Consider the following 23,429-nt stretch of genomic DNA (forward strand, 5'->3'; position numbering starts at 1 on the left):
CAAGCCCCACACGAATCCGAAAGAGAGCACCATGCTTACCGCAGAAGAGACCCAGGACAAGGAACGCCCCCTCCGCGAGGCTGTCCGGGACACCCTCCGCACCCGGATTTTTGAAGGGCACTACGCTCCCGGCACGCGGCTGGTGGAACGCGACCTCGCCGCCGAATTCAACGTGTCCCGGCTCCCCGTTCGGGAAGCCCTGCGCATGCTCCGCCAGGAGGGCCTCATCAGCGACCGCGGAGCGCGCGGCGCGGAAGTCAGCACCCTCAGCCCCAAAGACGTCGAGGACCTGTTCGACGTCCGGCAGTCCTTGGAGGTGCTGGCCTGCCGCCTCGCTGCCGTCCGTGCCACCGGGGAGGACCTGGCCCGCCTCAAAGGCCTGCTCGACGAGGCGGAGCGCTGCCTCGCCAAGGGCGCCGTGATGGAGGCGCACCGGGCCAACAGCGAATTCCACGACGCCATCACCGGCATCGCCGACAACAACTTCCTCAAATCCGCACTGGAACCCCTCCAGGGACGCATGCACTGGCTCTTCCGCCATGTCAGCGACCTGCCCGAACTGATCCAGGAACACCGCGAACTCTACGACGCGATCGCCAGCGGCGATCCGGACCGGGCGGCTGCCCAGTCGGCGTCGCACATCGGCAAGTACCGCGAGCAGTTCCCCGAGGACTTCCAGAAAACCGAACCCACGCTGCACCGGAAGAAAAAATGAAACTTCTCGTCATCAACCCCAACATCAGCGACGATGTCACAGCCCTCATCGAGTCCGAGGCCCTGCGCTCCGCAGCCCCGGGGACGGAATTGGTGGTCCGCACGGCCGGCCACGGCGTGGAGTACATCGAGACCCGCTTCGAATCCCTTATCGCGGCAGGCGCCGTCGCCGAGATCATCGCCGAATACACCGGCAAGATCGACGGCTCTCCTATCAACGGCGTCGTAGTTGCCGCCTTCGGCGATCCGGGCATGCCCGCGCTGAAGGAACTCGCGGACGTCCCGGTCATCGGCATCACCGAGGCTGCGCTCTGCGCGGCGGCCCTGCAGGGGCACCGCTTCTCCATCATCGCCATCTCGGACCGGATCCGGCCGTGGTACCTCGACTGCATCGAGCGGTTCGGCCTCGGCGGCCGGCTGGCGTCCATCCGCTCCATCAACGAATCGCTCAACGCCATCGGCTCCGTGCAGCAGGACTTCAGGGAAACCCTGCTGGCACTCAGCCGGCAGGCCGTCACGGAGGACGGGGCCGACGTCGTCATCCTGGCGGGCGCTCCCCTCGCCGGCCTTGCCCGCGAACTTCAGGGGCAGATCCCCGTTCCGGTGGTGGACGGCATTTCCGCCGGCATCCGCATGGCGGAGGCAGTGGTGGGGCTCCAGTCCGGGCCCCACCGCGCCGGCGCCTTCGCCCCGCCGCCGGTGAAGGCCCGCAGGGGACTGTCAGAGAACCTCGACGCCGCCCTTGCATCCGCCCAGACTGCACCCGCCGCTTCAACAAACTAGGAGGACAATGATGTCCCGCACACCAGAACTCGTCGTCGCCAACGGCACAGTGGTCAACAGCATCGGCCGCGAAGACGCCCACATCGTCGTCCAGGACGGCACCATCGTCCGGCTGGTCCCGGCCTCGGAGCCGGTCCCCGCGGCTGAGCGCACCATCGACGCCGCGGGACGCCTCGTGATCCCCGGCGGCGTGGACGGCCACTGCCACGTGGCGCAGGTGACCGGACGCTTCCGCACCCTGGACGACTACAGAACCACCTCCACCGCAGCACTGTGGGGCGGCACCACCACCATCATCGACTTCGGCATTCCCCGCGACGCCCAGGAAACCCCGCTGGCGGCCGTGCTGCACAAGAAGGAACTGGCGCAGGAATCCCGCTGCGACGTCGCCCTCCACGGTGCGGTGGTCAGCTGGGACGAGACCGTGCCGTGGCAGCTGGAACAGCTGGCCGCCGAGGGCGTGCGGTCGGTCAAGATGTACACGACCAACCGCGGCACCACCATGGCGGACGGGGACACCATCCTGAAAGTCATGCGCGAGATGGTGCGGCTGGACGGCCTCACCTACATCCACGCCGAGCACGACCCCATCATCGCGGACTGCACCGCACAGCATGCCGACGACGGCCGGATCGGCATCGAGCACCTGCACCGGACCCGCCCGGAACTGGCCGAGGAGATATCGGTCAAGGAAACCCTGGCCATGGCCGACTACACCGGGGCTGCCGTGTACTTTGTGCACCAGTCGACCCCCGGCGCGGTGGACCTGGTCACCGAGGCCCGCAGGGCAGGCCAGGAGGCGTATTCCGAGACCTGCCCGCACTACCTGACCCTGGATGACACGGTGTACGGCTCGGCCTTTCCCGAGTGGTACGCCTGCTGCCCGCCGATGCGGAGCGCCGAAACCGTCGCCGCCCTCAAGGAGCGCCTGGCCGACGGCGCCATCCATACAGTCTCCTCGGACCACTCCTGCTACGACCTCTCACAGAAGCGCGAGCGGACCGATGACATCCGGGCCATGCCACACGGGCTGCCCGGCGTGGAAACGCGGATGCCCGTCACGTTCACGGCCATGATGGAATCCGCCCGCAACACGGTGGAGGACTTCGTTGAGGTGTTCTCCGCCGGGCCCGCCCGGATCAACGCGGTCCCCGGCAAGGGGGCCATCGCCGAGGGCTACGACGCCGACCTCGTGATCTTCGATCCCGCCGAGGAACGCACCGTCGACGGCGGCAGCCTCCACATGGGCACGGACTTCTCCCCGTTCGACGGCGTCCGGCTCGCCGGCTGGCCCGCCGTCGTGGTCGCCGCCGGGCGCGTGGTGGTGGACGACGGCGCCTTCCACGATCCCGGCCCGGCGGGCCGCTTCGTGGCCCGCAACGGATTCCGCGAGCACACAGCAACACCGGCCGCTACCCCCGCGACAGTCTAGGAGCACGCATGCCTTCCGCAACACGCAAGACCCGCATCGGCATGATCGTGCCGTCCTCCAACACCTGCCTGGAACCGCAGAGCTACCGCATCCTGGGTGAGCGGGACGACGTCACCATCCACTTCACCCGGATCCCCGTGACCCGGATTGCCCTGGACGATTCCTCCGACAAACAGTTCGATCCGGCCGTCATGCGCGAAGCGGCCGGGCTGCTCGCGACGGCGGACGTGGACGTCATTGCCTGGAACGGCACCTCGGGGTCCTGGCTGGGGGCGGACCACGACCGGGAGCTGGTGCGGGAGATTTCCGACGCCACCGGCACACCGGCCACCACGTCGACGCTGGCCTACCTGGAGGCGTTCCGGCAGTTCGGCACGGAGCGGATCGGGCTGTTCACGCCGTACACGGAGGACGTGAACCTCGCCGTCATCGCGTCCTACGAGCGCGACGGCATCAAGACGGTGGGACACCGCGGCCTGGGCCTGAGCGACAACGAGTCCTTCGGCCGGGTCACCGACGAGGAGATGCGCCCCGGCTCGCTGGAACTGGCGGCGGCAGCGCCGGACGCGCTGGTCTACCTGTGCACCAACCTGTACGGTGCCAACATCGCAGCCGAAGTCGAAGCCGAAAGCGGTGTCCCCGTACTGGATTCGGTGGCAGTGACCCTGTGGCACTGCCTCAAGCTTGCCGGGTCCCCCTTGCTCGCACCAAGGTGGGGCAGGCTGCTCGCGGACTGACGCCAGCAGCCCAGACAAGACAGACGGCGGCGGGCCGCCCACTGGGAGCCGCCCGCCGCCGTCGACCTTTGACGCTACATGCGGATCTTGAGCCCGCCCGGCTCCAGGCGGATGACGAGGTGCTTTCCGGTGCCCACGTGGTCGCCGTCGAGCTGGAACTCCTGCTCATGCTCCAGGGTCACCTCTGCGCTCTTGCCCTGGAAGTACTCGGCCGATTGCTTCTTGTTCTTCCTGCGGCCGAAAATGCCGGCCATCACGCCCAGCCAGCCGAACCTGCCCCGCGGGGCGAGGACCAGCAGGTCAAGGAGGCCGTCGTCGATCTTCGCCTCCGGGAAAATCTCTATTCCTCCCATGATCCGGCCGCAGTTGCCGATCATCACACTGCGGATCCGGCGTTTGACCGGGTGCTTGTCGTCCACCTTGATGGTGGCCCGGATGGGTTTGCCGGGAAGCTTGCGGATGCCCGCTTCAACGTAGGCGAGCCAGCCCATGCGGTCCTTGAGGACGTCCACGGTGTCCGCCATGATCGCGGCGTCATAGCCGACGCCGGCCATCACCACGAACACGTTCTCGTCCTCCGAGCGGTCGAATCTGCTTCTGACCACGTCCACTGTGCGTTCCGTGCCGTTCAGCACGTCGTAAGCGGCCGAGACCGGGTCAGAGATGTCAACGCCCAGGTTTCGCGCCAGCAGGTTGCCCGTTCCGAGTGGCACGAGCCCCAGCGGGGTATCGGTCCCGGCGAGCACCTCGGCAACGCAGCGCACGGTCCCGTCGCCGCCGGCGGCGATGACGACGTCGACCCCCGCCTCCAGTGCCTCGCGCGCCTGCCCCACACCCGGGTCCTCAACGGTGGTCTCCAGCCACAGCGGCTCGGCCCAGCCCTGTGTGTCACACAGCCGAATCAGCGAGGCGCGGAGGTCGGCGCCAACGGCCTTGGCCGGGTTGATGACCACGGCGGCCCGTAGCGGCGGGGAGGCGTTGTTCGCTGTCATGATGTCCTTCGGCTGGTGAGGGCGGCAAAGCCAGGGAATCAAATCGTAGCCGGGTTCCACATCAATGCGCAGCAGGCTTCTTTAATTTGGCCGCTACTTCAAGCAGTCGCCTTGCTCACACGAGCGTCACCGCTCCGGGCACTCTTACAGCGCCTTGACGGCGCCCAGCACCTTCGTCAGGGATTCCTTGGCGTCGCCGAACAGCAGGGTGGTCTGCGGCTCGTACATGAGGTCGTTCTCGATCCCTGCGAAGCCAGGGCGCAGCGAACGCTTGAGGAAGACCACCTGCCGCGCATCGGCCACCTCGAGGATCGGCATGCCGTAGATCGGCGAGCCCGCGGACGTCTTGGCCGCGGGATTGACGACGTCGTTTGCGCCGACCACCAGGGCCACGTCGGCGGTGCGGAACTGGGAGTTGATTTCACCCATCTCCTTGAGCGACTCATAGGGCACATTGGCCTCGGCCAGCAGCACGTTCATGTGCCCCGGCATGCGTCCGGCCACCGGGTGGATGGCGAAGTCCACGCTGATGCCCCGGGACTCCAGGGCCAGGGCGAGCTCGGCGGCGGTGTGCTGTCCCTGCGCCACCGCGAGGCCGTATCCGGGCACGATGATCACCCGCTGCGCGTAGCCCAGGAGCACCGCCACGTCCTCCGGGCTGGAGGAGCGCACGGGGCGGTCGCTGACCGCCGTCGATCCCGCCGTCGAACCTCCCCGGAATGCCCCGAAGAGGATGCCGGCAACGCTGCGGCCCATGGCCGCCGCCATGGCCCGGGTCAGGATGGTGCCCGAGGCGCCCACCAGCGTGCCCGCCACCACCAGCAGCACGTTGCCCAGCACCAGCCCGGAAGCCGCGACGGCGAGCCCGGTGAAGGCGTTGAGCAGCGAAATGACGATCGGCACGTCCGCCCCTCCGACCGGCAGGACCAGCAGCACGCCAGCCACCAGGCCGAGCAGCAGGAGCACCAGGGCGAGTGCCAGCGAACCGCCCAGGACCACAGCGGCCGCGGCCCCCACCGCCGCCAGCAGCACGGCGCCCATCACGGCCGGCAGCCCTGGGAACACCACCGGGCGGGTGGTCATCAGCTCCTGCAGTTTCGCGAACGTGACGGCGGAACCGGAGAAGGAAACGGCACCGACCAGCAGCGTAAAGACAACAGCGAGGCGCATCCAACCGTCGTCGGCCGCCGGGAGCTCGAGGAGCGCCACTAGCGCGGCCGCACCGCCGCCCACCCCGTTGAAGAGGGCCACGAGCTGTGGCATCTGGGTCATCTTGACCCGCCGGGCCACCGGGGCGGCCACGCCGGATCCCACCGCGATGGCGCCCAGGATCCACGGGACGTTGTCCAGCCGGACGGAAAAGAAGACCGTCACGACGGCCACCAGCGCACCAAAGGCGCCGATGAGGTTGCCGCGGCGTGCCGTGCGCGGCGAGTTCAGGCCCTTGAGGGCGAGGATGAAAAAGACGGCCGCCGCGAGGTACAGCAGCGACGTCACCGTGGGGTCAAGGAGCGTCACTGGACACTCTCCTTGCCGTCGCGGGACGCGTCTTTCTGGGCCGCGACGTCACGGGACGTGCCGGGCCGTTTCTCCACCTTGCCCGGGCGTCCCCTAAACATTTCCAGCATCCGGTCCGTCACCACGAAGCCGCCGACAAGGTTGGCGGTGGCGAGCACGACGGCGAGGAGTGCGACGGCGAGCACCCACGGGTGTGCGGCCTGGCCCGCCACAATGATGGCGCCCACCAGGATGATGCCGTGGATGGCATTGGCCCCGGACATCAGCGGAGTATGCAGCGTGCTGGAGACCTTGGAAACCACTTCAAAGCCCACGAAGACCGCCAAAACGGTGATCGTGAGCAGGCTGATGCCGTCCATCAGACCACTCCCTCGTTCTCTGACGCCTTCTCGGTTTCCGCGGCGAGCACCGCGAGCGCATCCGCCGTGGGCTGATGCCGCACCACGCCGTCGTGCGTCAGGCAGGCGCCGGCAATCACATCGTCGTCGAAATCCGGCGCCACTGTGCCGTCACGCGTCATCAGGGCCAGCAGGTTTGCCACGTTCTTTGCGTACAGCCGGGAGGCGTCGGTGGGCAACGCGGACGGCGCGTCCTTCAGGCCGACGACGGTGACGGCGCCCCGGCCGTCGGCGGTGGGGAACTGGACCTCCCGGCCCGGCAGGGAGCCTTCCACGTTGCCGCCGGACTCCGCGGCAAGGTCGACGACGACTGATCCCGGGCGCATGCCCTGCACCATCTCGCGGGTCACCAGGAGCGGTGCGCGCCGCCCGGGGACGGCCGCCGTCGTGATCAGCACGTCTGCCTCGGCGACGTGCGGCGCCAGCAGCCGGCGCTGCAGGGCGCCGCGGTCGGCGCTGAGCTCACGCGCGTAACCGCCGGACGCCTCCGCCGTTTCAAGGTCCAGTTTGATGAATGTGCCGCCCATCGAAGTGACTTCTTCCGCAGAGGAGGGGCGGATATCGTTGGCCGAAACCCGCGCCCCGAGCCTCTTCGCCGTGCCGATGGCCTGCAGCCCGGCCACGCCGACGCCGAGCACCAGCACCCGTGCGGGCGGGACAGTTCCTGCGGCCGTCATGTAGAGGGGAAAGAACCGCGGCAGCCGGATGGCCGCCTCCAGAACGCAGCGGTAGCCAGCCACGAGCGCCTGCGAGGACAAGGCATCCATGGACTGGGCGCGGGAGATCCGGGGGACGAGCTCCAGGGCGAACGACGTGACGCCGCCGTCTGCGAGTTCCTTCACGGTGGCGAGTTCGGACGACGGCGAGGCCAGCCCCACAGTGACGGTCCCCCGGCGTAAGGCTGCTGCCGTCGGACTCTCAAGCGGGCGGACATGGGCATACACATCGAGTTCCCCGAGGTCCAGGTCCTGCACCACCATGGCGCCGGCCTGAAGGTAGTCGTCGTCACCGTGCCCCGCGAAGACTCCTGCCCGCGACTCCACCAGCACCTCAAGGCCCAGTCCGGTCAGCTGCTTCACGGTCTCCGGCGTCGCGGCGACCCGCCGCTCGCCCTCCCGGCGCTCACGCGCTATGCCCAGCTTCACCCGCCACTTCCTTCCAACGGGTGCAGCGGCGCTTCGGCTCCCCCGGCGTCCCGCCCGGGGCGGGATTCACGGAGCGGCGCTGCTGCACGTAGTTGGCTAGAGTCTATGGCCCCCGGGCGCCGGGCGGTACGCCAACGACGGGGGGAAATTTGAGGGCGGGCTGCTACCGGCCGGTGGAAAAGTCTGTGGAGATCTTTTCTGCCGTGGCCACGATTTCCTTCCGCACGGATTCCAGGAACGCCTCGGGATCGGGCTTGGCTGCCACGGACTGGGCCTGCAGGGAAACGTTGACCGCGGCCACCACCTTGGGACCGTGATAGACGGGCGCGGCCACGGACATCAGCCCCAGTTCGAGCTCCTGGTCCAGCAGGCACCAGCCTTGGGCCCGTACTGTGTCGAGGACGGCCAGGAGTTCCTTCACCGTGCCGATGGCACGGGGCGTGAGCGGTTTGATCTCCGCCGCCGCCAGGTATTGCTTGAGCTGCTCGGGCGGGAGGGCTGCGAGGAGCACCCTGCCCATCGATGTGGCATAGGCGGGGAACCGCGTGCCCACCGTGATGCCGATCGTCATGATCCGGCGGGTGGTGACACGGGCGATGTAGGCGATGTCGGTTCCGTCCAAAACGGCCGCCGACGTGGACTCGCCGAGCTTCAGGGACAGCTCCTCGAGGTGCGGCTGTGCCAACTGCGGAAGGGACAGCCCTGACAGGTAGGCGTAGCCGAGCTGCAGCACCTGGGCCGTCAGCGCGAAGGTCTTCCCGTCGGTTCGGACATAGCCGAGCTCCACGAGGGTGTGCAGGAAACGGCGGGCGGTGGCGCGGGTCAGGTCGGTGCGGGCGGCCACTTCGGTGAGGGTCATGACGGAGTGGTCGGTGTCGAATGCCCGGATCACGGCCAGCCCACGCGCCAGCGACTGCACGTACTGGTCGCTCGCCGCCGGTGCGGTCCCTGCTGCTGCGTCGCTCATGGTTACCCATCCTATTGGCGCGAACGGACACTTAAGCCCCACCCCGAAGCGCGAACGGACACTTAAGGCCCTGAATCTGCGGGTTCGCGGGGCCTCAAGTGTCCGTTCGCGCTGGAAGGAAGGACGGAATTGGGCGGGGTTAGTGTTCGACGGCGGGGGCTGCCGTGAGGGGGACGGGCACCAGGGCCTGGAGCTCCTCGAGGGTGCAGCCGAAGGTTTCGCGGACCTGGACGCCCTCGGGGCCGGTCAGGAACACGGCCCTGTCCGTGTAGACCCGCGTCACGCAGCCCACGCCGGTAAGCGGGTACGTGCAGGCCTCCACGATCTTCGAGGCGCCGTCGCGGGTGAGCAGCGTCATCATCACGAACACGTCCTTCGCGCCCGTGGCCAGGTCCATCGCGCCGCCCACGGCAGGAATCGCGTCCGGCGCCCCGGTGTGCCAGTTGGCGAGGTCGCCGGTGGCGGAGACCTGGAACGCGCCGAGGACGCAGATGTCCAGGTGCCCGCCGCGCATGATCGCGAACGAGTCGGCGTGGTGGAAGTAGGACGCCCCGGGCAGCTCGGTGACGGGGATCTTGCCGGCGTTGATGAGGTCGCCGTCGATCTGGTCCCCGGTCGCCTCAGGCCCCATGCCCAGCATCCCGTTCTCGGTGTGGAGCGTGATGTTCTGCTCGGGCTGGAGGTAGTTGGACACCAGCGTGGGCTGCCCGATCCCAAGGTTCACGAACGAGCCGGGCTTGATGTCGCGGGCCACCAGCCGGGCGAGGTCATCCCGGCCCAGGGGCTTGTCGCTGGTCTGGAGGGACGCGGTCTGGATGCTCATGTCAGGCCACCTTCACAATGCTGTTGACGTAAATGCCGGGGGTCACGACGTTCTCCGGATCCAGCCCGCCGGTCGGCACGATCTCCGACACCTGGGCGATGGTGTGCTCCGCGGCCGCGGCCATGATCGGGCCGAAGTTCCGGGCGGTCTTGCGGTACACGAGGTTTCCGACGCCGTCGGCCTTGAGCGCCTTGATGAGGGCGACGTCGGCGTGGATGGGGGTCTCGAAGACCTGCCCGCGGCCGTCGATGATCCGGGTTTCCTTGCCCTCGGCGAGCATGGTGCCGTAGCCGGTGGGGGTGAAGAAGCCGCCGATACCGGCGCCGGCGGCGCGGATGCGCTCAGCCAAGTTGCCCTGCGGCACGAGTTCCAGCTCGATCTGCCCGGCCTTGTACTTGGCGTCGAAGTGCCAGGAGTCGGACTGCCGGGGGAAGGAGCAGATCATCTTGCGGACGCGCCCTTCCTTGATCAGCAGCGCGAGCCCCTGGTCGCCCTGGCCGGCGTTGTTGTTCACCACGGTCAGGTCCGTGGCGCCGCCGTCCAGCAGCGCGTCGATCAGTTCGAACGGCTGCCCGGCGTTGCCGAACCCGCCGATCATCACCGTGGAGCCGTCCTTGATGCCGGCCACGGCCTCGCCGACGGTGTCAATGAAAGTCAGCATCGCTTAGCCCTTCTTAGAAGTTACGTTTTCCAGCACCACGGCCAGGCCCTGCCCGACGCCGATGCAGATCGCGGCGACGCCCCAGCGCTCCCCCGAGGCCTGGAGGCTGCGGGCCAGGGTGCCGAGGATGCGGGTGCCGGAGGCCCCGAGCGGGTGGCCCATGGCGATCGCGCCGCCGTGGCGGTTCACGATCGTGGGGTCGATGCCCCAGGCGTTGATGCAGGCCAGGGACTGCGCGGCGAACGCTTCGTTAAGTTCGACGGCGCCCACCTGGTCCCAGCCGATGCCCGCCTTCGCGAGGGCATTGTTCGCGGCCTCCACGGGGGCGTAGCCGAAGTACTGGGGGTCGTTGGCGTGCGCGCCGCGGCCCGCGATCCGGGCCAGCGGCTCCATTCCCAGCAGCCCGGCGGCGTTCTCGGATCCGATCCAGGCCGCGGAGGCGCCGTCGGACAGTGGGGACGCGTTCCCGGCGGTGACGGTGCCGTTCTCGGTCCGGAACACCGTCTTCAGCCCGGCCAGCTTCTCGGCCGAGGACCCTGCGCGGATGCCCTCGTCCCGGACGAGGTCCGTGCCCGGCACCGGGGCGACCAGGTTGTCGTAGAACCCCTCGTCCCAGGCCGCGGCGGAGAGGTTGTGCGAGTTCGCGGCGAACTCGTCCTGCTGCTCGCGGGTCACACCGTACTTCTCCCGCAGCCGCTCGGTGGCCTCGCCCAGCGAAATGGTCCACTCCGCCGGCATGGCCTTGTTCACCAGGCGCCAGCCCAGCGTGGTCGAGGCCAGGGTCATGTCCCCGGCCGGGTAGGGCTTCTCCGTCTTGGGCAGCACCCACGGGGCACGGGACATCGACTCGGCGCCGCCCACCAGCACCAGCTCGGCGTCGCCGGCGTTGATCTGCCGCGAGGCGATGATCGCGGCGTCCAGGGACGAGCCGCAGAGCCGGTTGACCGTGGTGCCGGGGATCGAGACCGGCAGTCCGGCCAGCAGGGTGCCCATGCGGGCGATGTTGCGGTTCTCTTCCCCGGCGCCGTTGGCGTTGCCGAACACCACCTCGTCGATCCGCTCCACGTCGAGCTGCGGCGCACGCTTCACGGACTCACCGATCACGTGCGCGGCGAGGTCATCCGGGCGGACGGCAGCGAGGCCGGAGCCGAACTTTCCGAAAGGCGTGCGAACGGCGTCGTACACAAAAGCCTGGTTCATGCGGTCTGGTCCATTTCTGCTGTATCGATTTCTTTGAAGACCTGCTGCGCGGTCTTGAAGGCGGTGTTGGCGGAGGGAACCCCGCAGTAGATGGCGGTCTGCAGCAGGATTTCCTTGATTTCGTCCCTGCTCAGGCCGTTGGTGATGGCCGCGCGGATGTGCATGGCCAGTTCTTCCCAGTGTCCGTGCGCCACCATGGCGGTGATGGTGACGGCGGAGCGCATCTGGCGCGGCAGGCCCGGACGGGTCCAGATGCCGCCCCACGCGATACGGGTGATCATGTCCTGGAAGTCCTCGGTGAAGGCGTCCTTGTTGGCGTTGGCGCGGTCCACGTGCGCGTCGCCGAGCACCTCGCGCCTAACCACCATGCCGCCGTCGTAAATTTCCTGGCTGGTGGCGTCCGGCTGGACGACGCCATGGCGTTCAGCGCGTTCGCTGCCGCTCACTTGGCTGCTCCTCGGGATTCGGCCCAGAAAATGAGGCTCCGCAACAGCTCGGCCACGTGGCCGGGTGCCTCGGCCGGTGCCAGGTGCGCCACGCCTTCGAGGGTGGCGGCGGAAGCCGTGCCTCCCCCGGCGGTGATGCCGTCCGCGATTTCTTGGGCAAACGACGGCGGCGCAACAGAGTCCTCCGCGCCGGCTACCGCCTGGGTGGGGACGGTGATGCTGCCGAGCTCGCCGCGGACGTCGAAGCCGGCCAGGGCCTCGCAGCAGAAGGCGTAGCTGAAGCGGTCGGTGTCGCGGAGGGAGTGCAGCAGGCGGCTGCTCAGCTCCGGTTCCCGGTCCATGAAGCCGGGTGCGAACCAGCGCCCGGCCGAGCCCTGGATCATCACGGGGGTGCCCTGGGTGCGGACGGTTTCCGCGCGTTCCTGCCAGGCTTCGGGCGTGCCGAGCTTGGCGCCGGAGCACTGCACGGAGAGGCTCTTCAGCCGGTCGCCGTGTTTGATGGCGAGCTGCAGGCCGGTGGCCCCGCCCAGCGAAACGCCGGCGTAGTGGAACGTCTCGCCGGGGGCGATCGAGTCGACGAGTTCGACGACGGCGTCCGCCAGTTCCGCGACGCTGAACGGTTCCGTAGCGGCCGGAGAGACGCCGTGGCCGGGCAGGTCCCAGGCGACGACGTCGACGTCGCTGGCCAGGAGCGAACCGGCCTGCGCCCACACCAGCGAGGAGGTGCCGAGCGACGGCCCCACGATGAGGAGGGGTTTGTCGCCCAGCGTGCGCTGGGGAGAAAGCAGCACTGCCTTCAGTGTTGGTCTAGCCACGGGAGTCTCCGTTTCCGTCTTTTTCGGTTGGGGTCGGCGCAAAGTCCGGGAAGGCGGCCAGGATCCGCCGCGAGATCCCGGCGGCCTGGCCGAGGTAGCTGGCGGGGTTAAGCAGGTCCTCCAGCCGGGCGTCCGAGAGCGTGTCCGCCGGGACTGCCTCGCGGAGCAGCCGGCGGTAGGTGTCCGCCTGCTCGGCAGCGGGAGCCTGCAGGGTCCAGTCGACGACGGCCTGCAGCTGCTGCTTGCCATCGGCGCCGGATCCGTCAGCGGAAAGGAGCGGAGCCACGGCGGCGGACACGCCCTCGCTCAGCAGAAGCGGCCCGGACAGGTCCAGGTTGCGGCGCATGCCCTCCGGGAATACCTGCAGCCCTTCGGCGAGTTCGCGCAGGTGTCCGGCCGCACCCAGTGCCAGGGCGAGCAGCTGGCGCAGGGCCGGCCATTCGCTGTGCCAGGCGCCGTCGGGGCGTTCGTCGTTGAAGGTGGCCGCCGCAAGATGCAGCTGCGCCGCCAGCGCCGGGGCCTGGAGTGCGGCGCTGCGCACCAGCACGGACAGCACCGGGTTCTGCTTTTGCGGCATGGCGGAGGAAACGCCGCGGCCCGGCGCCCGGGGTTCGGCCACCTCGGCCACCTCGGGGCGGCTCAGGAACAGCACATCGGAAGCGATCTTGCCGAGCGCGTCCACCACCCCCGCCAGGGAATCCCCCAGCGAGGTGACGGCGATCCGGTTGGTGTGCCAAGGCGCCGGGGTGGCAGCGAGTCCCAACTGGCCGGCAAGGTCATCCGACAGAAGAAACGGATCCGTGCCCGATCCGGCCGTCAGCACGGTGCCCGCGGCCAGGGTGCCCGCCGCGCCGCCGGTCTGGACGGGCAGCTCCAGGGCCTCGAGCCGGCGCGCAGCGGCGGCCAGCCCGTGGAACCACTGTGCTGCCTTGAGCCCGAACGTGAACGGCAGCGAATGCTGCGTCAGGCTCCTGCCCACGCACAGCGTCTCAGCATGCTGCTCCGCGAGGCGGGCGAGCGCCGCCGTCGTGCCTTTCACGTCCGCGAGCAGCGCCGAAACGGTGTTCCGCGCCAGCAGCATGAGGGCGGTGTCCAGCACGTCCTGGCTGGTGAGCGAGGTGTGCACGGCACGCAGTGCACCAACGCCGGGTGCACCGGCACTCCCGGTGTCCAGTGCCTTGACCTGCGCGCGGAGGTCCGCCAGCAGCGGGATGACCGGGTTGCCGCCGCCCTGCGCGCGCACGGCAATGTCGGCCGGGTCATAGCGTGACGCGTCGGCCGCGTGGGCCACGACGGCGGCGGAGCCGGCCGGAGCGAGGTCGTGCTTCTCCAGCACCGCAGCCCAGCCGGCCTCGACGGCCAGGATCGCAGCCAGGACGGCACGGTCGCCTGTCAGCGCCGCCACCAGGGGCGACGCCGAAACGGGACTGAGCAGCCCGACGTCACCGTCGCTGCCGGCAGGCTGGTACACGGTCACTGTGCGGCACCCTCGGTTCCGGTTCCCTCGAAGTCGAGGAAGACGGTTTCGCCCTCGCCCTGTAGGCGGATGTCCCAGGTGAGTCCGCCGTCGGCGTCGCGGCGGGCGATCAGGGTCTTGCGGCGCTCGGGGTCCAGCGAGGAGAGCAGCGGGTCCGCCGCCAGCGCTTCTTCGTTCTCCGGCAGGTAAATCCGTGTGAAGAGGCGGTTCATGAGGCCTCGCGCAAAGACGGCGACCGAGATGAAGGCCGCGGCGCCGGGTTTGGTGGGTCCGGGGTTCACCGTGGTGAAGGTGTACACGCCGGAATTGCCCACGGCGCTGCGGCCGAAACCGGTGAAGGTGTAGCCGTCGCGGACCAGCGAGCCGGTCCGGCGGATGATGTTGCCTTCGGAGTCCGGCTGCCAGATTTCCAGGATGGCGTCGGGGATCGGGTGCCCGGCGCCGTCATACACGGTGCCCTGCAGGCGGATGGAACCCGGGGAGCCCGGTGCCAGCAGCTCGCGGTCCTTCTCGTAGGGCAGGGCGTAGCCGTAGAAGGGGCCCACGGTCTGGCCGGGTGTTGCGGTCAGCTTACTCATGATCGTCACCTTCCGCCCCAAGGGCTTCATTTTCGGTCCAGGTCCGCTTGGAACCGGTCAGCACGATGTCCCAGTTGTAGCCGAGGGCCCATTCCGGCTCGGTGAGGTCGTGGTCGTAGGAGGCCACGAGGCGGTCGCGGGCGTCCTGGTCCACGATCGACTGGTAGATCGGGTCCAGCGGGAAGAGCTGGTCGCCCGGGAAGTACATCTGCGTGACGATGCGCTGGGTGAACTCCGTGCCGAACAGCGAGAAGTGGATGTGCGCGGGCCGCCAGGCGTTGAGGTGGTTCTTCCAGGGGTAGGCGCCGGGCTTGATCGTGGTGAAGCGGTAGGAGCCGTCGGGGCCGGTGATGCAGCGGCCCACGCCGGTGAAGTTGGGGTCCAGCGGGGCGGGGTGCTGGTCGCGCTTGTGGATGTAGCGGCCGGAGGAGTTGGCCTGCCAGATTTCCACGAGCTGGCCGGCCACGGGGCGGCCGTCGCCGTCGAGCACGCGGCCGGCAACGATGATGCGTTCACCCTGCGGCTCGCCGTTGTGCTGGATGGTCAGGTCTGACTCCAGCGCGTGCACGTCCTGGTGGCCGAACGCCGGGGAATGCAGCTCGATGGTCTCCGGGTCCGCATGGTGCAGGCTCTTGGTGGGGTGGCGCAGGATGCTGCTGCGGTACGGTGCGAAGTCCAGCCGCGGCTGGGTTTCCTTGGGCGCACCGCCCTTCAGGGCCTCGGCGTAGGCCTCGCCGAGCGCCTTGATCTCGGCGCTGAGATCCTGCTGGGTTTCGACGCGGGGCGCCGGAGCAGGGGCGGCCTGGGGGGCCGGCTTGTGCAGGTCGGTCACTGCGTCGGCGAGGTCCTCGGTGAGCGCGTCAGCGTTGTACGTCTCAAGATTCACGTCTTCAGGCACAGCAGCCTCCTTTCAGTGGGTGGTGGAATGGGTGGAACTGGTCAGTTGGTGCAGGTGGTCGTACTGGACGGCGTGGCGCACCGGCGCGTTCGGTGCCCCGTAGCCGTCATATTTGCCGCGGCGTTCCACCATTTCGAAGAACACGCTGCCCACCGTGGCGGTGTAGAAGTGCAGGAACTCACCGTCCCCGTCACGGTCGTAGAGCAGGTTCAGCTCCTGGAGCGTTGCCAGGAACGCGGGGTCCAGCCCGAAGCGGGCGTCCAGGTCCTCGTAGTAGTTCGCCGGGATCTGCAGGAAGTTCAGCCCCCGCTCCCGGGCGGAGCGTGCCGTGGCCACCAGGTCATCCACCGCGAACGCGATGTGCTCCTGGTAGGTCTTGTGCCGGGTTCCGTCCTGCTGGAGCAGCGGAGCCAGGTTCAGCACCAGCCGCACGGCGCGGTCCGAGGTCTGCATGACCTGGGAGCGGACCAGTCCGCTGGGGCTGGCCACCTCGGCGTAGGGCTGCGGTTCCAGGGCGAGGGCGCTGGTGTAAAACAGGACGGCCTCGTCGAAGTGCTGCCACGGCTGGGCAAGGTTGACGTGGTCGATCACGGCGCTCTGGCCGCCGGAGGGCACCTCAAGCCCCTCGCCGAACTCGCGGGGTTCGCCAAATTCGTTGATCCAGGCCGCGGTCCCGTCGGGGCTTCCCTGGCACAGGAAGATTTCGGTGGAGTCCGGGGCGGCGAAGCCCTGGAACACCTCCTCGTTGGCCTGGCTCTTGCGCGGCACCGCCGGAGCCTTGAGCTGCTGGGCGCGGGCCGACGCAATTACGGGCGAATCGACGTCAAATCCCAGCGCGGCGATACCGGCGGCGCTGGCCGGCGCCGCAGAGCCCGATGGGGCCTGTTCGTTGATGATCACGCGGGCGTGGCCCATGGTCCACAGCTGCACGTCCTTGGTGCGGTGCCGGCCGTTGAACTCGAAACCGAGCTGGCCCAGGACGGTTTCCAGGGCGGCCGTGTCCGCCGCCTTGACTTCGGCGAAGTTGAAGCCCGCCGGTTCGGCGACCTGCGGAAGCGTGGCCAGTTCCATGGGATAACGACGGCGGGCAGGGGCCGGAGGACCACCAGCAGCAGTGCCCGCGGCTCCGTTAGCAGCGTTTGCCTCGAGCCACTTGGCGCTTTGTTCCTCGAGCCAGATCAGCGAGCGCATGGCGTCAACGGCGGTGCGTTCGACGTCGGACTGGCGGAAGACGTCGTTGAAGACCTCCAGGGACACCGGGCCGGTGTAGCCGGCGCGGACCACGTGCCCCATGAACTTGGCCAGCTCGAACTGGCCCTCGCCCGGGAAGACGCGGTAGTGACGGCTCCAGGACAGCACGTCCATGGAGAGCTTGGGGGCGTCCGCCACCTGGACGAAGAAGATCTTCCCGGCGTTGATGTCCTCGATGGGCGCGGTGTCCCAGTCGCGGGACAGGATGTGGAACGAGTCCAGGCACGTGCCGAGGTTGGGATGGTCCACCATTTCCACGAGACGGTGCGCGTGCTCGTAGTCGTTGACGTATTTGCCCCAGGCGAGTGCCTCGTAGGCCACCCGGACGCCGTGGTCCCCGGCCAGTTCCGCCAGGGCGGCGAGCTGCCTGGCGCGCAGCCCGTCGTCGTCGATCGTGGCGGTGGCGACGTTGGAACAGACCAGCATGGTGTCCATGCCCAGCCGGGACATCAGCCTGAACTTGGCGTCGGCGCGGCGGAGGTTGGCGGCCAGCAGGTCCTCAGAAACGCTGTCAAAGTCGCGGAACGGCTGGTACAGATCCAGGGTGAGGCCCAGGTCGGCCGCCATCCTGCGGACGTCCTCCGGGCTCAGCGGGGAGGTCACGAGGTCCTGCTCGAAGATTTCAATGCCGTCGAAGCCCGCTATGGCGCAGGCCTGCATCTTTTCCTTGAGGGTGCCGGACAGGCATACGGTGGCGATGCCGGTTCGCATCAGACAGCCACCTCTTCCGCGGCGATGAGCTCCAGGAAGTGCGCGCGCATCCGCTCGGCGTCGGCGTCGAGGCCCGTGAAGATCCGGAAGGCGTCGGCGGCCTGGCCCACTGCCATGCGCCCGCCGTCGAGCACGTCGCAGCCTTTGGCGCGGGCCTCGCGGACCAGGTCGGTTTCGATGGGCCGGTACACGATGTCCGCCACCCAGTGGCGCGGCTCCACGAGTGCCATGTCCAGCGGCGTGCCGGGGTGGGCCGCCATGCCCACGGGGGTGCAGTGCACCAGGCCGTCGGCCTGGGCCATGAGCTGCGGCAGCGCCGCCGTCGGGCGCCCTGTGATGACGCGGTCCGGGAAGAAGGCGGACAGTTCGGCGGCCCGTTCTGCGCTCCGCGCCGGGTCCATGTCCACGAGGTCCAGCGTCTGGACGCCGGCGGTGAGGAGGGCGTAGGCGACGGCTGAGCCGGCACCGCCCGCTCCCAGCTGGACCACACGGTCCAGCTTCGCGTCCGGGAGGCCGGAGGCGAGCGCGGCGGCAAAGCCGGAGAAGTCGGTGTTGTGGCCGATGAAGCGGCCGTCCTGGATGACCACGGTGTTGACGGCGCCCAGCCTCGCGGCGTCGGGGGCGACCTCGTCCAGGTGCTCCAAAACCAGCTGTTTGCACGGATGCGTGATGTTCAGCCCGTTGAAGCCCATCCGGGAGGCGCTCTGCAGCAAGTCGCCGATGGACGTGGCGGGAAGGCCCAGCTCCAGGAGATCAATGGGCCGGTACAGGTACCGCAGCCCCTGTAGATCGCCTTCGCGTTCATGCATGTGGGGAGAGAGTGACGGCATCACGCCATCGCCGACCAGTCCCACGAGGTAGGACTCAGTTCGATTGCTCATGCGTGCGGCTCCTTTGACAACGGCACACGGCCTGCGGGACGCGGAAGGCGCCGTGCCGGCCAGGTGATAGGGATTACGGTACAGCAAAAGTTCATATGATGCACTCTTGTTCTCTATACGAACAATTTAGCGGAGTTGGGTGGCCGATCAGCGCTGCGGCAGCCTGGCGGCGAGCTCCGCCGCGGCGTCCTGAAGCAGCGGCACCAGCGCCACGAGCGCCTCCAGGCTGAGCCGGAACACGGGAACGGCGGTGGCGAGCGAGGCAAAGGCCACGCCCTGGGAGTTGAAGACCGGCACGGCCACGGCACGCATGCCGAGCTCGTTTTCCTCGTCCATGACGGCGTAGCCCTGGCGCCGGACCTTGTCGATTTCGGCGCGGAACTGGGCCCGGTCGGTAATGGAGACTTCCGTGAGCGGCTCCAGCGGCAGCTCCTCGAGGAGCCGTTCCCGCTCGGAATCCTCGGCGAACGCCACGAGTGCCTTGCCGACGGCGGTCGTGTGGAGGGCCCCGAGGTGGCCGGGGTCGCTGGTGACCCGGAAGGTCTGCGGGCCGTCCACCTTGTTCACGGTGAGGTGGTGGATGCCGTCCCGCACGGACAGGATGGTGGCCTCCCCCGACTGCTCGGTGACGCGGCGCAGGATGGGGAGCGCGGTGCCGGCAAACCCGTGATGGTTGGACACCCGCTGGCCCAGCTGGAAGATGCGCAGGCCCAGGTGGTACCGGCGGCCATCCGGCTCATAGTCCACGAAGCCGTCGCGGGTCAGCGAACCGAGGAGCCGGTAGGTGGTGCTGAAAGGCAGTTCAGCCCGGCGGGAGAGGTCGGAGGCACTGGCGCCGCGGGGCTCATCGCCGAGTAGCACCAGCAGGCCCAGGGCTTTGCCCACCATGTCCGTCCGGGAGTCGCCCTTCGCGGATTTTGCCGGCTTGGCCTGCGCCTCCGGCTCTGTGGCCGGCTCTTCCGCCGATGTTTCTTCTTCCGGGGACGGGATACCGGCATTGCTGCCTGTGGCTTCTTTCACACTCATGAGTCGATGTTGCCACAATGTGAGAGCTATTTCTATATCGTGAATAACTTTCTTGACAGGTGACCCCCCTCACAGCCATAGTTGCTGTATCGCGCAAGTAGCTCCCACCATGTGGCTACTTCGTCCGGGTCTTCAAGGACCTCCAGCCGCCCCTTCCCCAACCATGGACAGCGGCTGCGACCTTCCCGATACATCCGCGACAATGTCGTCACACTGAAGGAACTCCATGAGCCAGATACTCCCGTCCACGACGCCGGCCGCTGTTGCCCCGGCCGGGACCCCCAAGAAGGCAGCCCTCGCCAGCTTCCTCGGCAGCGCAGTCGAGTACTACGACTTCTTCATCTTCGGCTCCGCCGCCGCACTGATCTTCCCCACGGTCTTCTTCCCGAATGCTGACGCGAACGCCGCCATCATGTCCTTCGCCACCTTCGGCTTCGCCTATGTGGCCCGACCTGTGGGCGCCGTCATCCTGGGCCACTTCGGCGACCGGGTTGGCCGGCGGAAGGTCCTCATGTTCACCCTGCTGCTCATGGGCGCCTCGACGTTCCTGATCGGCTGCCTCCCGGACTTCAACACCGTCGGCTGGTGGGCCCCGGCCCTGCTGGTGCTGGCCCGCCTCTGCCAGGGCCTCTCCGCGGCCGGCGAACAGGCCGGCGCCTCCTCCATGACCCTGGAGCACGCCCCGGACAACCGCCGTTCCTTCTTCACCTCCTGGACCCTCACCGGCACCCAGGGCGGCCAGATCCTCGCCGCACTCGTCTTCATCCCGGTCCTCGCCCTCCCCGACGAGATCAAGTACGGCATCGGCTGGCGCGTTCCGTTCTGGCTCAGCGCCGTGGTGGTCATCGTGGCGTTCTTCATCCGCCGCACCCTGCACGAGCCGCCGGCCTTCGAGGAAGCACAGAAGACCGCCCAGATCGCCAAGCTTCCCGTTGCCGACCTGCTGAAGACCCACTGGCGCGATGTCCTCCGTGTCATCTGCTGTGCCTTCATTGCCGCCGTCTCCACCGTGTTTGGCACCCTGGCCATCAGCTACGCCAAGACCGTGGCCGGCGTGGACGGCACCACCACCCTGTGGCTCGTTGTCGGCGCCAACCTCGTGGCCCTGGGCACGCAGCCGCTGTTCGGCCGGCTCGCCGACAAGATCGGCCGCAAGCCCGTCTTCATCTACGGCGCGCTGTCCAGCGCCATCCTCACCCCGGTGTTCCTGCTCAGCCTCGAATCAGGCAGCGTTCCGCTGATGTTCCTGGCCGCCATCGGCTTCTTCTCCTGCGGCTACGCAGCCTCGAATGCCGTCTGGCCGTCCTTCTACGCCGAGATGTTCAGCACCAAGGTCCGCTTCTCCGGCCTGGCCATCGGCACCCAGCTCGGCTTCCTGATGGCCGGATTCGCACCGGCGATCGTGGCAGCCATGGGCGGCATCAAGCCCGGCGGCTGGGTCCAGATCAGCGTCTTCACCGCCGTCATCTGCACCATCGCCGCGGTCTCTGCCCTCACGGCCAAGGAAACCTTCAGGGTTCCCACGCAGCAGCTCGGCCTCAAGTAGCCCATCGGGCGCAGGTGAGTCCCGCCGTCGTGACCCCGTTTGCCCACCAAACGCCCCGCGACACGGCGAGTCCCCGCCTATTTGGCCGGTTCGGCTTCAAAGAAGGTCACGACGGCGGCCCGCCCCTTTTTAAGTGGCCAGCACCTCTGCGAGGTCGAACTTCACCGGCTCCTCCAGCTGCTCATAGGTGCATGACTCAGGCTCGCGGTCAGGGCGCCAGCGCACGAACTGGGCCGTATGGCGGAACCGCTCGCCCTCCATGTGGTCGTACTTCACTTCCAGCACCCGTTCGGGACGCAGCGGCGTGAAGGACAGGTCCTTGCCCGCGCTCCAGCGGCTGCCCTCGGCGTTGCGCGGAGTGCGGGTGCCGTCCTCCTGTTTGGCCCAGGCCCACGGGTGGTCCTCGAAGTCGGTGACCAGCGGCTGGAGTTCCTCAAACAGGTCCCGCCGCCGCTGCATCGGAAAGGCGCCCACCACACCCACGCTGGCGAGTTCACCGTCTGGCCTGTACAGACCCAGCAGCAGCGATCCGATGGCGTCCGGGCCGCTCTTGTGCACCCGGTAGCCGGCCAGGACACAGTCCGCCGTCCGCTCATGCTTGACCTTGAACATGACCCGCTTGTCCGGCTGGTACACGCCGTTGAGGGGCTTGGCGATGATCCCGTCCAGCCCGGCGCCTTCAAACTGGTGGAACCATTTCCCGGCCAGCTCCCGGTCCTGCGTGGCGGCGGTCATGTGGATCGGCGGGCCGGCACTGGCCAGGACCTGTTCCAGGGCGGCGCGGCGCTCCGCGAACGGCCTGCCGCTGAGGTCGTCATCACCGAGCGCCAGCAGGTCGAAGGCGACGAACTTCACCGGCGTCTGTTCGGCCAGCATCTTGACCCTGCTCGCTGCCGGGTGGATCCGCTGCTGCAGGGCGTCGAAGTCGAGCCGGTCCCCGGAGGCACCCACCAGCACGATCTCGCCGTCGAGCACGCATTTTGGCGGCAGGTTGGCCTTCAGCGCCTCCACGAGCTCGGGGAAGTAGCGCGTCATCGGCTTTTCGTTGCGGCTGCCGATCTCCACGTCGTCGTCGTCGCGGAAAATGATGGACCGGAACCCGTCCCACTTCGGCTCGTAGCTCATGGCCCCGTCCGGGATGGTGGCCACCGATTTGGCAAGCATCGGAGAAACGGGGGGCATGACCGGCAGCTGCATAGGCCCCATTCTTACCCGGGTCCCACAAAGGCGCCACCCCTGGAGCCCTCGACACGGTGGCCGGCCCCCGGTAGACATGAACGATGGCAGCCATCGGATTTCACGCGTCGCATGAACAGATCAGCCCGGGACAGCTCCTGAAGGATGTCCAGCACGCGGAGGAGGCCGGCTTCGACGCGGCCATGTGCTCGGACCACATCGAACCCTGGTCCGCGCGGCAGGGTCATTCCGGATTCGCCTGGTCCTGGCTGGGGGCGGCACTGGCAACCACCAGGATGCGGTTCGGAGTGGTCAATGCGCCGGGCCAGCGGTACCACCCCGCCATCATTGCGCATGCCTCCGCCACCCTGGCCTCCATGTTCCCGGAACGGTTCTGGGTAGCCCTGGGCAGCGGGGAGAACATGAACGAGCACATCACCGGAGACCCGTGGCCGCTGAAGGAGACCCGGCAGCAGCGGCTCGAGGAATGCGTGGATGTCATCCGGCGCCTGCACGCCGGCGAGGAGGTCACCCACCACGGCCTGGTTACGGTGGAGCAGGCCCGGATCTGGGACGTTCCGGAGCCCCCGCCGCCGCTCATTGCGCCGGCCATCAGCGTGGAGACGGCCGGACGCTCCGCCGCCTGGGCGGACGGGCTGGTCACCGTGAACCAGCCCCATGACAAGCTCCGCGAGATGCTCAGCGCCTACCGCGACAACGGCGGCCGCGGCAAGGCGATCCTGCAGATCCACCTGTCCTGGGCGCCGGACGAGAACGATGCCGTGGCCATTGCCATGGACCAGTGGAGATCCAACATCTTTGCCCCGCCCATACCCTGGGACCTGCCCACCGCCGCCCATTTCGACGGGGTCAGCGCGGACGTCGGCGAGGAACAGCTCCGCAAATCGGTGAACATCTCCGCCAGCCTGGACCAGCACGCCGAGTGGCTCGGGGAATATGCAGGCCTCGGCTTCGACGAGCTGTATCTCCACTTTGTGGGCCAGGAGCAGGCCCCGTTCATCGACGCGTTCGCGGACAAGGTGCTGCCCCAGCTCCGGGAGGTGCGCGCCGCATGAGAATCGCTGAGACCTCGGACCTGTGGTGGAAGAACGCCGTGATCTACTGCCTCGACGTCGAGACCTTTTTCGACGACGACGGCGACGGCACCGGCGACTTTGCCGGGCTCACCCAGCGCGTGGATTACCTTGCCGCGCTGGGTGTCAGCTGCATCTGGCTGATGCCGTTCTATCCGTC

At 68.3% G+C, this 23,429-nt stretch carries 24 protein-coding genes; 7 read left to right on the forward strand and 17 right to left on the reverse strand.

The features are described 5' to 3' along the window. Positions 1 to 31 precede the first annotated feature (31 nt). Genes AC3A3W_RS15955 through AC3A3W_RS15970 form a run of 4 tightly spaced genes read left to right on the forward strand, consistent with a single transcriptional unit; the run spans position 32 to position 3,666 of the window. Complete coding sequence (locus AC3A3W_RS15955) at positions 32 to 715, forward strand: GntR family transcriptional regulator (protein ID WP_487443999.1); 684 nt, start codon at positions 32 to 34, stop codon at positions 713 to 715. Beyond that, positions 712 to 1,497 (forward strand): aspartate/glutamate racemase family protein, encoded by a 786-nt coding sequence (locus AC3A3W_RS15960; protein WP_487444000.1) that lies wholly within the window; start codon positions 712 to 714, stop codon positions 1,495 to 1,497. Before AC3A3W_RS15955 ends, AC3A3W_RS15960 begins: the two co-directional genes overlap by 4 nt. A gap of 10 nt (positions 1,498 to 1,507) precedes the next feature. Beyond that, positions 1,508 to 2,929: an amidohydrolase family protein gene (locus AC3A3W_RS15965; protein ID WP_487444001.1), complete on the forward strand. Its 1,422-nt coding sequence runs from the start codon at positions 1,508 to 1,510 to the stop codon at positions 2,927 to 2,929. Positions 2,930 to 2,937: 8 nt separating this feature from the next. Further along, positions 2,938 to 3,666 (forward strand): maleate cis-trans isomerase family protein, encoded by a 729-nt coding sequence (locus tag AC3A3W_RS15970; protein ID WP_487444002.1) that lies wholly within the window; start codon positions 2,938 to 2,940, stop codon positions 3,664 to 3,666. Between the two features lie 74 nt (positions 3,667 to 3,740). Here AC3A3W_RS15970 and AC3A3W_RS15975 read toward each other — a convergent pair whose 3' ends face one another. From AC3A3W_RS15975 to AC3A3W_RS16050, 16 genes are all read right to left on the reverse strand, one after another. Continuing rightward, complete coding sequence (locus tag AC3A3W_RS15975; RefSeq protein ID WP_487444003.1) at positions 3,741 to 4,658, reverse strand: diacylglycerol/lipid kinase family protein; 918 nt, start codon at positions 4,656 to 4,658, stop codon at positions 3,741 to 3,743. Positions 4,659 to 4,802: 144 nt separating this feature from the next. After that, a complete protein-coding gene (locus AC3A3W_RS15980; protein WP_487444004.1) occupies positions 4,803 to 6,176 on the reverse strand; it encodes an NAD(P)(+) transhydrogenase (Re/Si-specific) subunit beta in 1,374 nt (457 codons plus the stop codon). After that, positions 6,173 to 6,535, reverse strand: coding sequence for an NAD(P) transhydrogenase subunit alpha part 2 (locus AC3A3W_RS15985; RefSeq protein ID WP_487444005.1), 363 nt, complete (start codon positions 6,533 to 6,535; stop codon positions 6,173 to 6,175). Before AC3A3W_RS15985 ends, AC3A3W_RS15980 begins: the two co-directional genes overlap by 4 nt. Next, the gene (locus AC3A3W_RS15990) at positions 6,535 to 7,719 is read right to left on the reverse strand and encodes a Re/Si-specific NAD(P)(+) transhydrogenase subunit alpha (RefSeq protein ID WP_487444006.1); all 1,185 of its coding nucleotides are present in this window, start codon (positions 7,717 to 7,719) and stop codon (positions 6,535 to 6,537) included. Before AC3A3W_RS15990 ends, AC3A3W_RS15985 begins: the two co-directional genes overlap by 1 nt. 163 nt (positions 7,720 to 7,882) lie before the next feature. Continuing rightward, the gene (locus AC3A3W_RS15995; protein ID WP_487444007.1) at positions 7,883 to 8,686 is read right to left on the reverse strand and encodes an IclR family transcriptional regulator domain-containing protein; all 804 of its coding nucleotides are present in this window, start codon (positions 8,684 to 8,686) and stop codon (positions 7,883 to 7,885) included. 139 nt (positions 8,687 to 8,825) lie between these two features. Beyond that, positions 8,826 to 9,509, reverse strand: a complete 684-nt coding sequence (locus AC3A3W_RS16000; protein ID WP_487444008.1) for a 3-oxoacid CoA-transferase subunit B — start codon at positions 9,507 to 9,509, stop codon at positions 8,826 to 8,828. 1 nt (position 9,510) lies between these two features. Beyond that, on the reverse strand, positions 9,511 to 10,170 hold the full coding sequence (locus tag AC3A3W_RS16005) for a 3-oxoacid CoA-transferase subunit A (RefSeq protein WP_487444009.1): 660 nt from the start codon (positions 10,168 to 10,170) through the stop codon (positions 9,511 to 9,513). A 3-nt stretch (positions 10,171 to 10,173) separates the two neighbouring features. Continuing rightward, positions 10,174 to 11,370, reverse strand: coding sequence for a thiolase family protein (locus tag AC3A3W_RS16010; protein ID WP_487444010.1), 1,197 nt, complete (start codon positions 11,368 to 11,370; stop codon positions 10,174 to 10,176). After that, positions 11,367 to 11,816 carry a 4-carboxymuconolactone decarboxylase gene (gene pcaC / locus AC3A3W_RS16015; protein WP_487444011.1) on the reverse strand — a complete coding sequence of 150 codons (450 nt, stop codon included), beginning with the start codon at positions 11,814 to 11,816 and terminating at the stop codon, positions 11,367 to 11,369. Before pcaC ends, AC3A3W_RS16010 begins: the two co-directional genes overlap by 4 nt. After that, a complete protein-coding gene (locus AC3A3W_RS16020; protein ID WP_487444012.1) occupies positions 11,813 to 12,631 on the reverse strand; it encodes an alpha/beta fold hydrolase in 819 nt (272 codons plus the stop codon). Before AC3A3W_RS16020 ends, pcaC begins: the two co-directional genes overlap by 4 nt. Then, the gene (locus AC3A3W_RS16025) at positions 12,624 to 14,108 is read right to left on the reverse strand and encodes a lyase family protein (protein WP_487444013.1); all 1,485 of its coding nucleotides are present in this window, start codon (positions 14,106 to 14,108) and stop codon (positions 12,624 to 12,626) included. Before AC3A3W_RS16025 ends, AC3A3W_RS16020 begins: the two co-directional genes overlap by 8 nt. Further along, on the reverse strand, positions 14,105 to 14,686 hold the full coding sequence (gene pcaG / locus AC3A3W_RS16030) for a protocatechuate 3,4-dioxygenase subunit alpha (protein WP_487444014.1): 582 nt from the start codon (positions 14,684 to 14,686) through the stop codon (positions 14,105 to 14,107). The genes AC3A3W_RS16025 and pcaG overlap by 4 nt, the downstream gene beginning before the upstream one ends. Continuing rightward, positions 14,679 to 15,518: a protocatechuate 3,4-dioxygenase subunit beta gene (gene pcaH / locus AC3A3W_RS16035; protein WP_307869481.1), complete on the reverse strand. Its 840-nt coding sequence runs from the start codon at positions 15,516 to 15,518 to the stop codon at positions 14,679 to 14,681. Before pcaH ends, pcaG begins: the two co-directional genes overlap by 8 nt. A 78-nt stretch (positions 15,519 to 15,596) precedes the next feature. Beyond that, on the reverse strand, positions 15,597 to 17,546 hold the full coding sequence (locus AC3A3W_RS16040) for a bifunctional sugar phosphate isomerase/epimerase/4-hydroxyphenylpyruvate dioxygenase family protein (RefSeq protein ID WP_487444015.1): 1,950 nt from the start codon (positions 17,544 to 17,546) through the stop codon (positions 15,597 to 15,599). Beyond that, positions 17,546 to 18,427, reverse strand: a complete 882-nt coding sequence (locus tag AC3A3W_RS16045; RefSeq protein WP_487444016.1) for a shikimate dehydrogenase — start codon at positions 18,425 to 18,427, stop codon at positions 17,546 to 17,548. The genes AC3A3W_RS16040 and AC3A3W_RS16045 overlap by 1 nt, the downstream gene beginning before the upstream one ends. A 147-nt stretch (positions 18,428 to 18,574) precedes the next feature. After that, on the reverse strand, positions 18,575 to 19,453 hold the full coding sequence (locus tag AC3A3W_RS16050) for an IclR family transcriptional regulator (RefSeq protein WP_487444017.1): 879 nt from the start codon (positions 19,451 to 19,453) through the stop codon (positions 18,575 to 18,577). 226 nt (positions 19,454 to 19,679) lie between these two features. On the opposite strand from AC3A3W_RS16050, the gene AC3A3W_RS16055 reads away from it, so the two are divergent. Beyond that, a complete protein-coding gene (locus AC3A3W_RS16055) occupies positions 19,680 to 20,999 on the forward strand; it encodes an MFS transporter (RefSeq protein ID WP_487444018.1) in 1,320 nt (439 codons plus the stop codon). 129 nt (positions 21,000 to 21,128) lie between these two features. On the opposite strand, the gene AC3A3W_RS16060 is transcribed toward AC3A3W_RS16055, so the two are convergent. After that, positions 21,129 to 22,196, reverse strand: coding sequence for an ATP-dependent DNA ligase (locus tag AC3A3W_RS16060; RefSeq protein WP_487444019.1), 1,068 nt, complete (start codon positions 22,194 to 22,196; stop codon positions 21,129 to 21,131). Between the two features lie 83 nt (positions 22,197 to 22,279). On the opposite strand from AC3A3W_RS16060, the gene AC3A3W_RS16065 reads away from it, so the two are divergent. Both AC3A3W_RS16065 and AC3A3W_RS16070 read left to right on the forward strand, forming a co-directional pair. Continuing rightward, positions 22,280 to 23,251 (forward strand): TIGR03885 family FMN-dependent LLM class oxidoreductase, encoded by a 972-nt coding sequence (locus AC3A3W_RS16065; protein WP_487444020.1) that lies wholly within the window; start codon positions 22,280 to 22,282, stop codon positions 23,249 to 23,251. After that, positions 23,248 to 23,429: alpha-amylase family glycosyl hydrolase (locus AC3A3W_RS16070; protein ID WP_487444021.1), on the forward strand; the 182-nt coding region annotated here is incomplete at its 3' end. The genes AC3A3W_RS16065 and AC3A3W_RS16070, both read left to right, overlap by 4 nt.

The organism is Arthrobacter sp. Soil_N43, assembly GCF_057655195.1.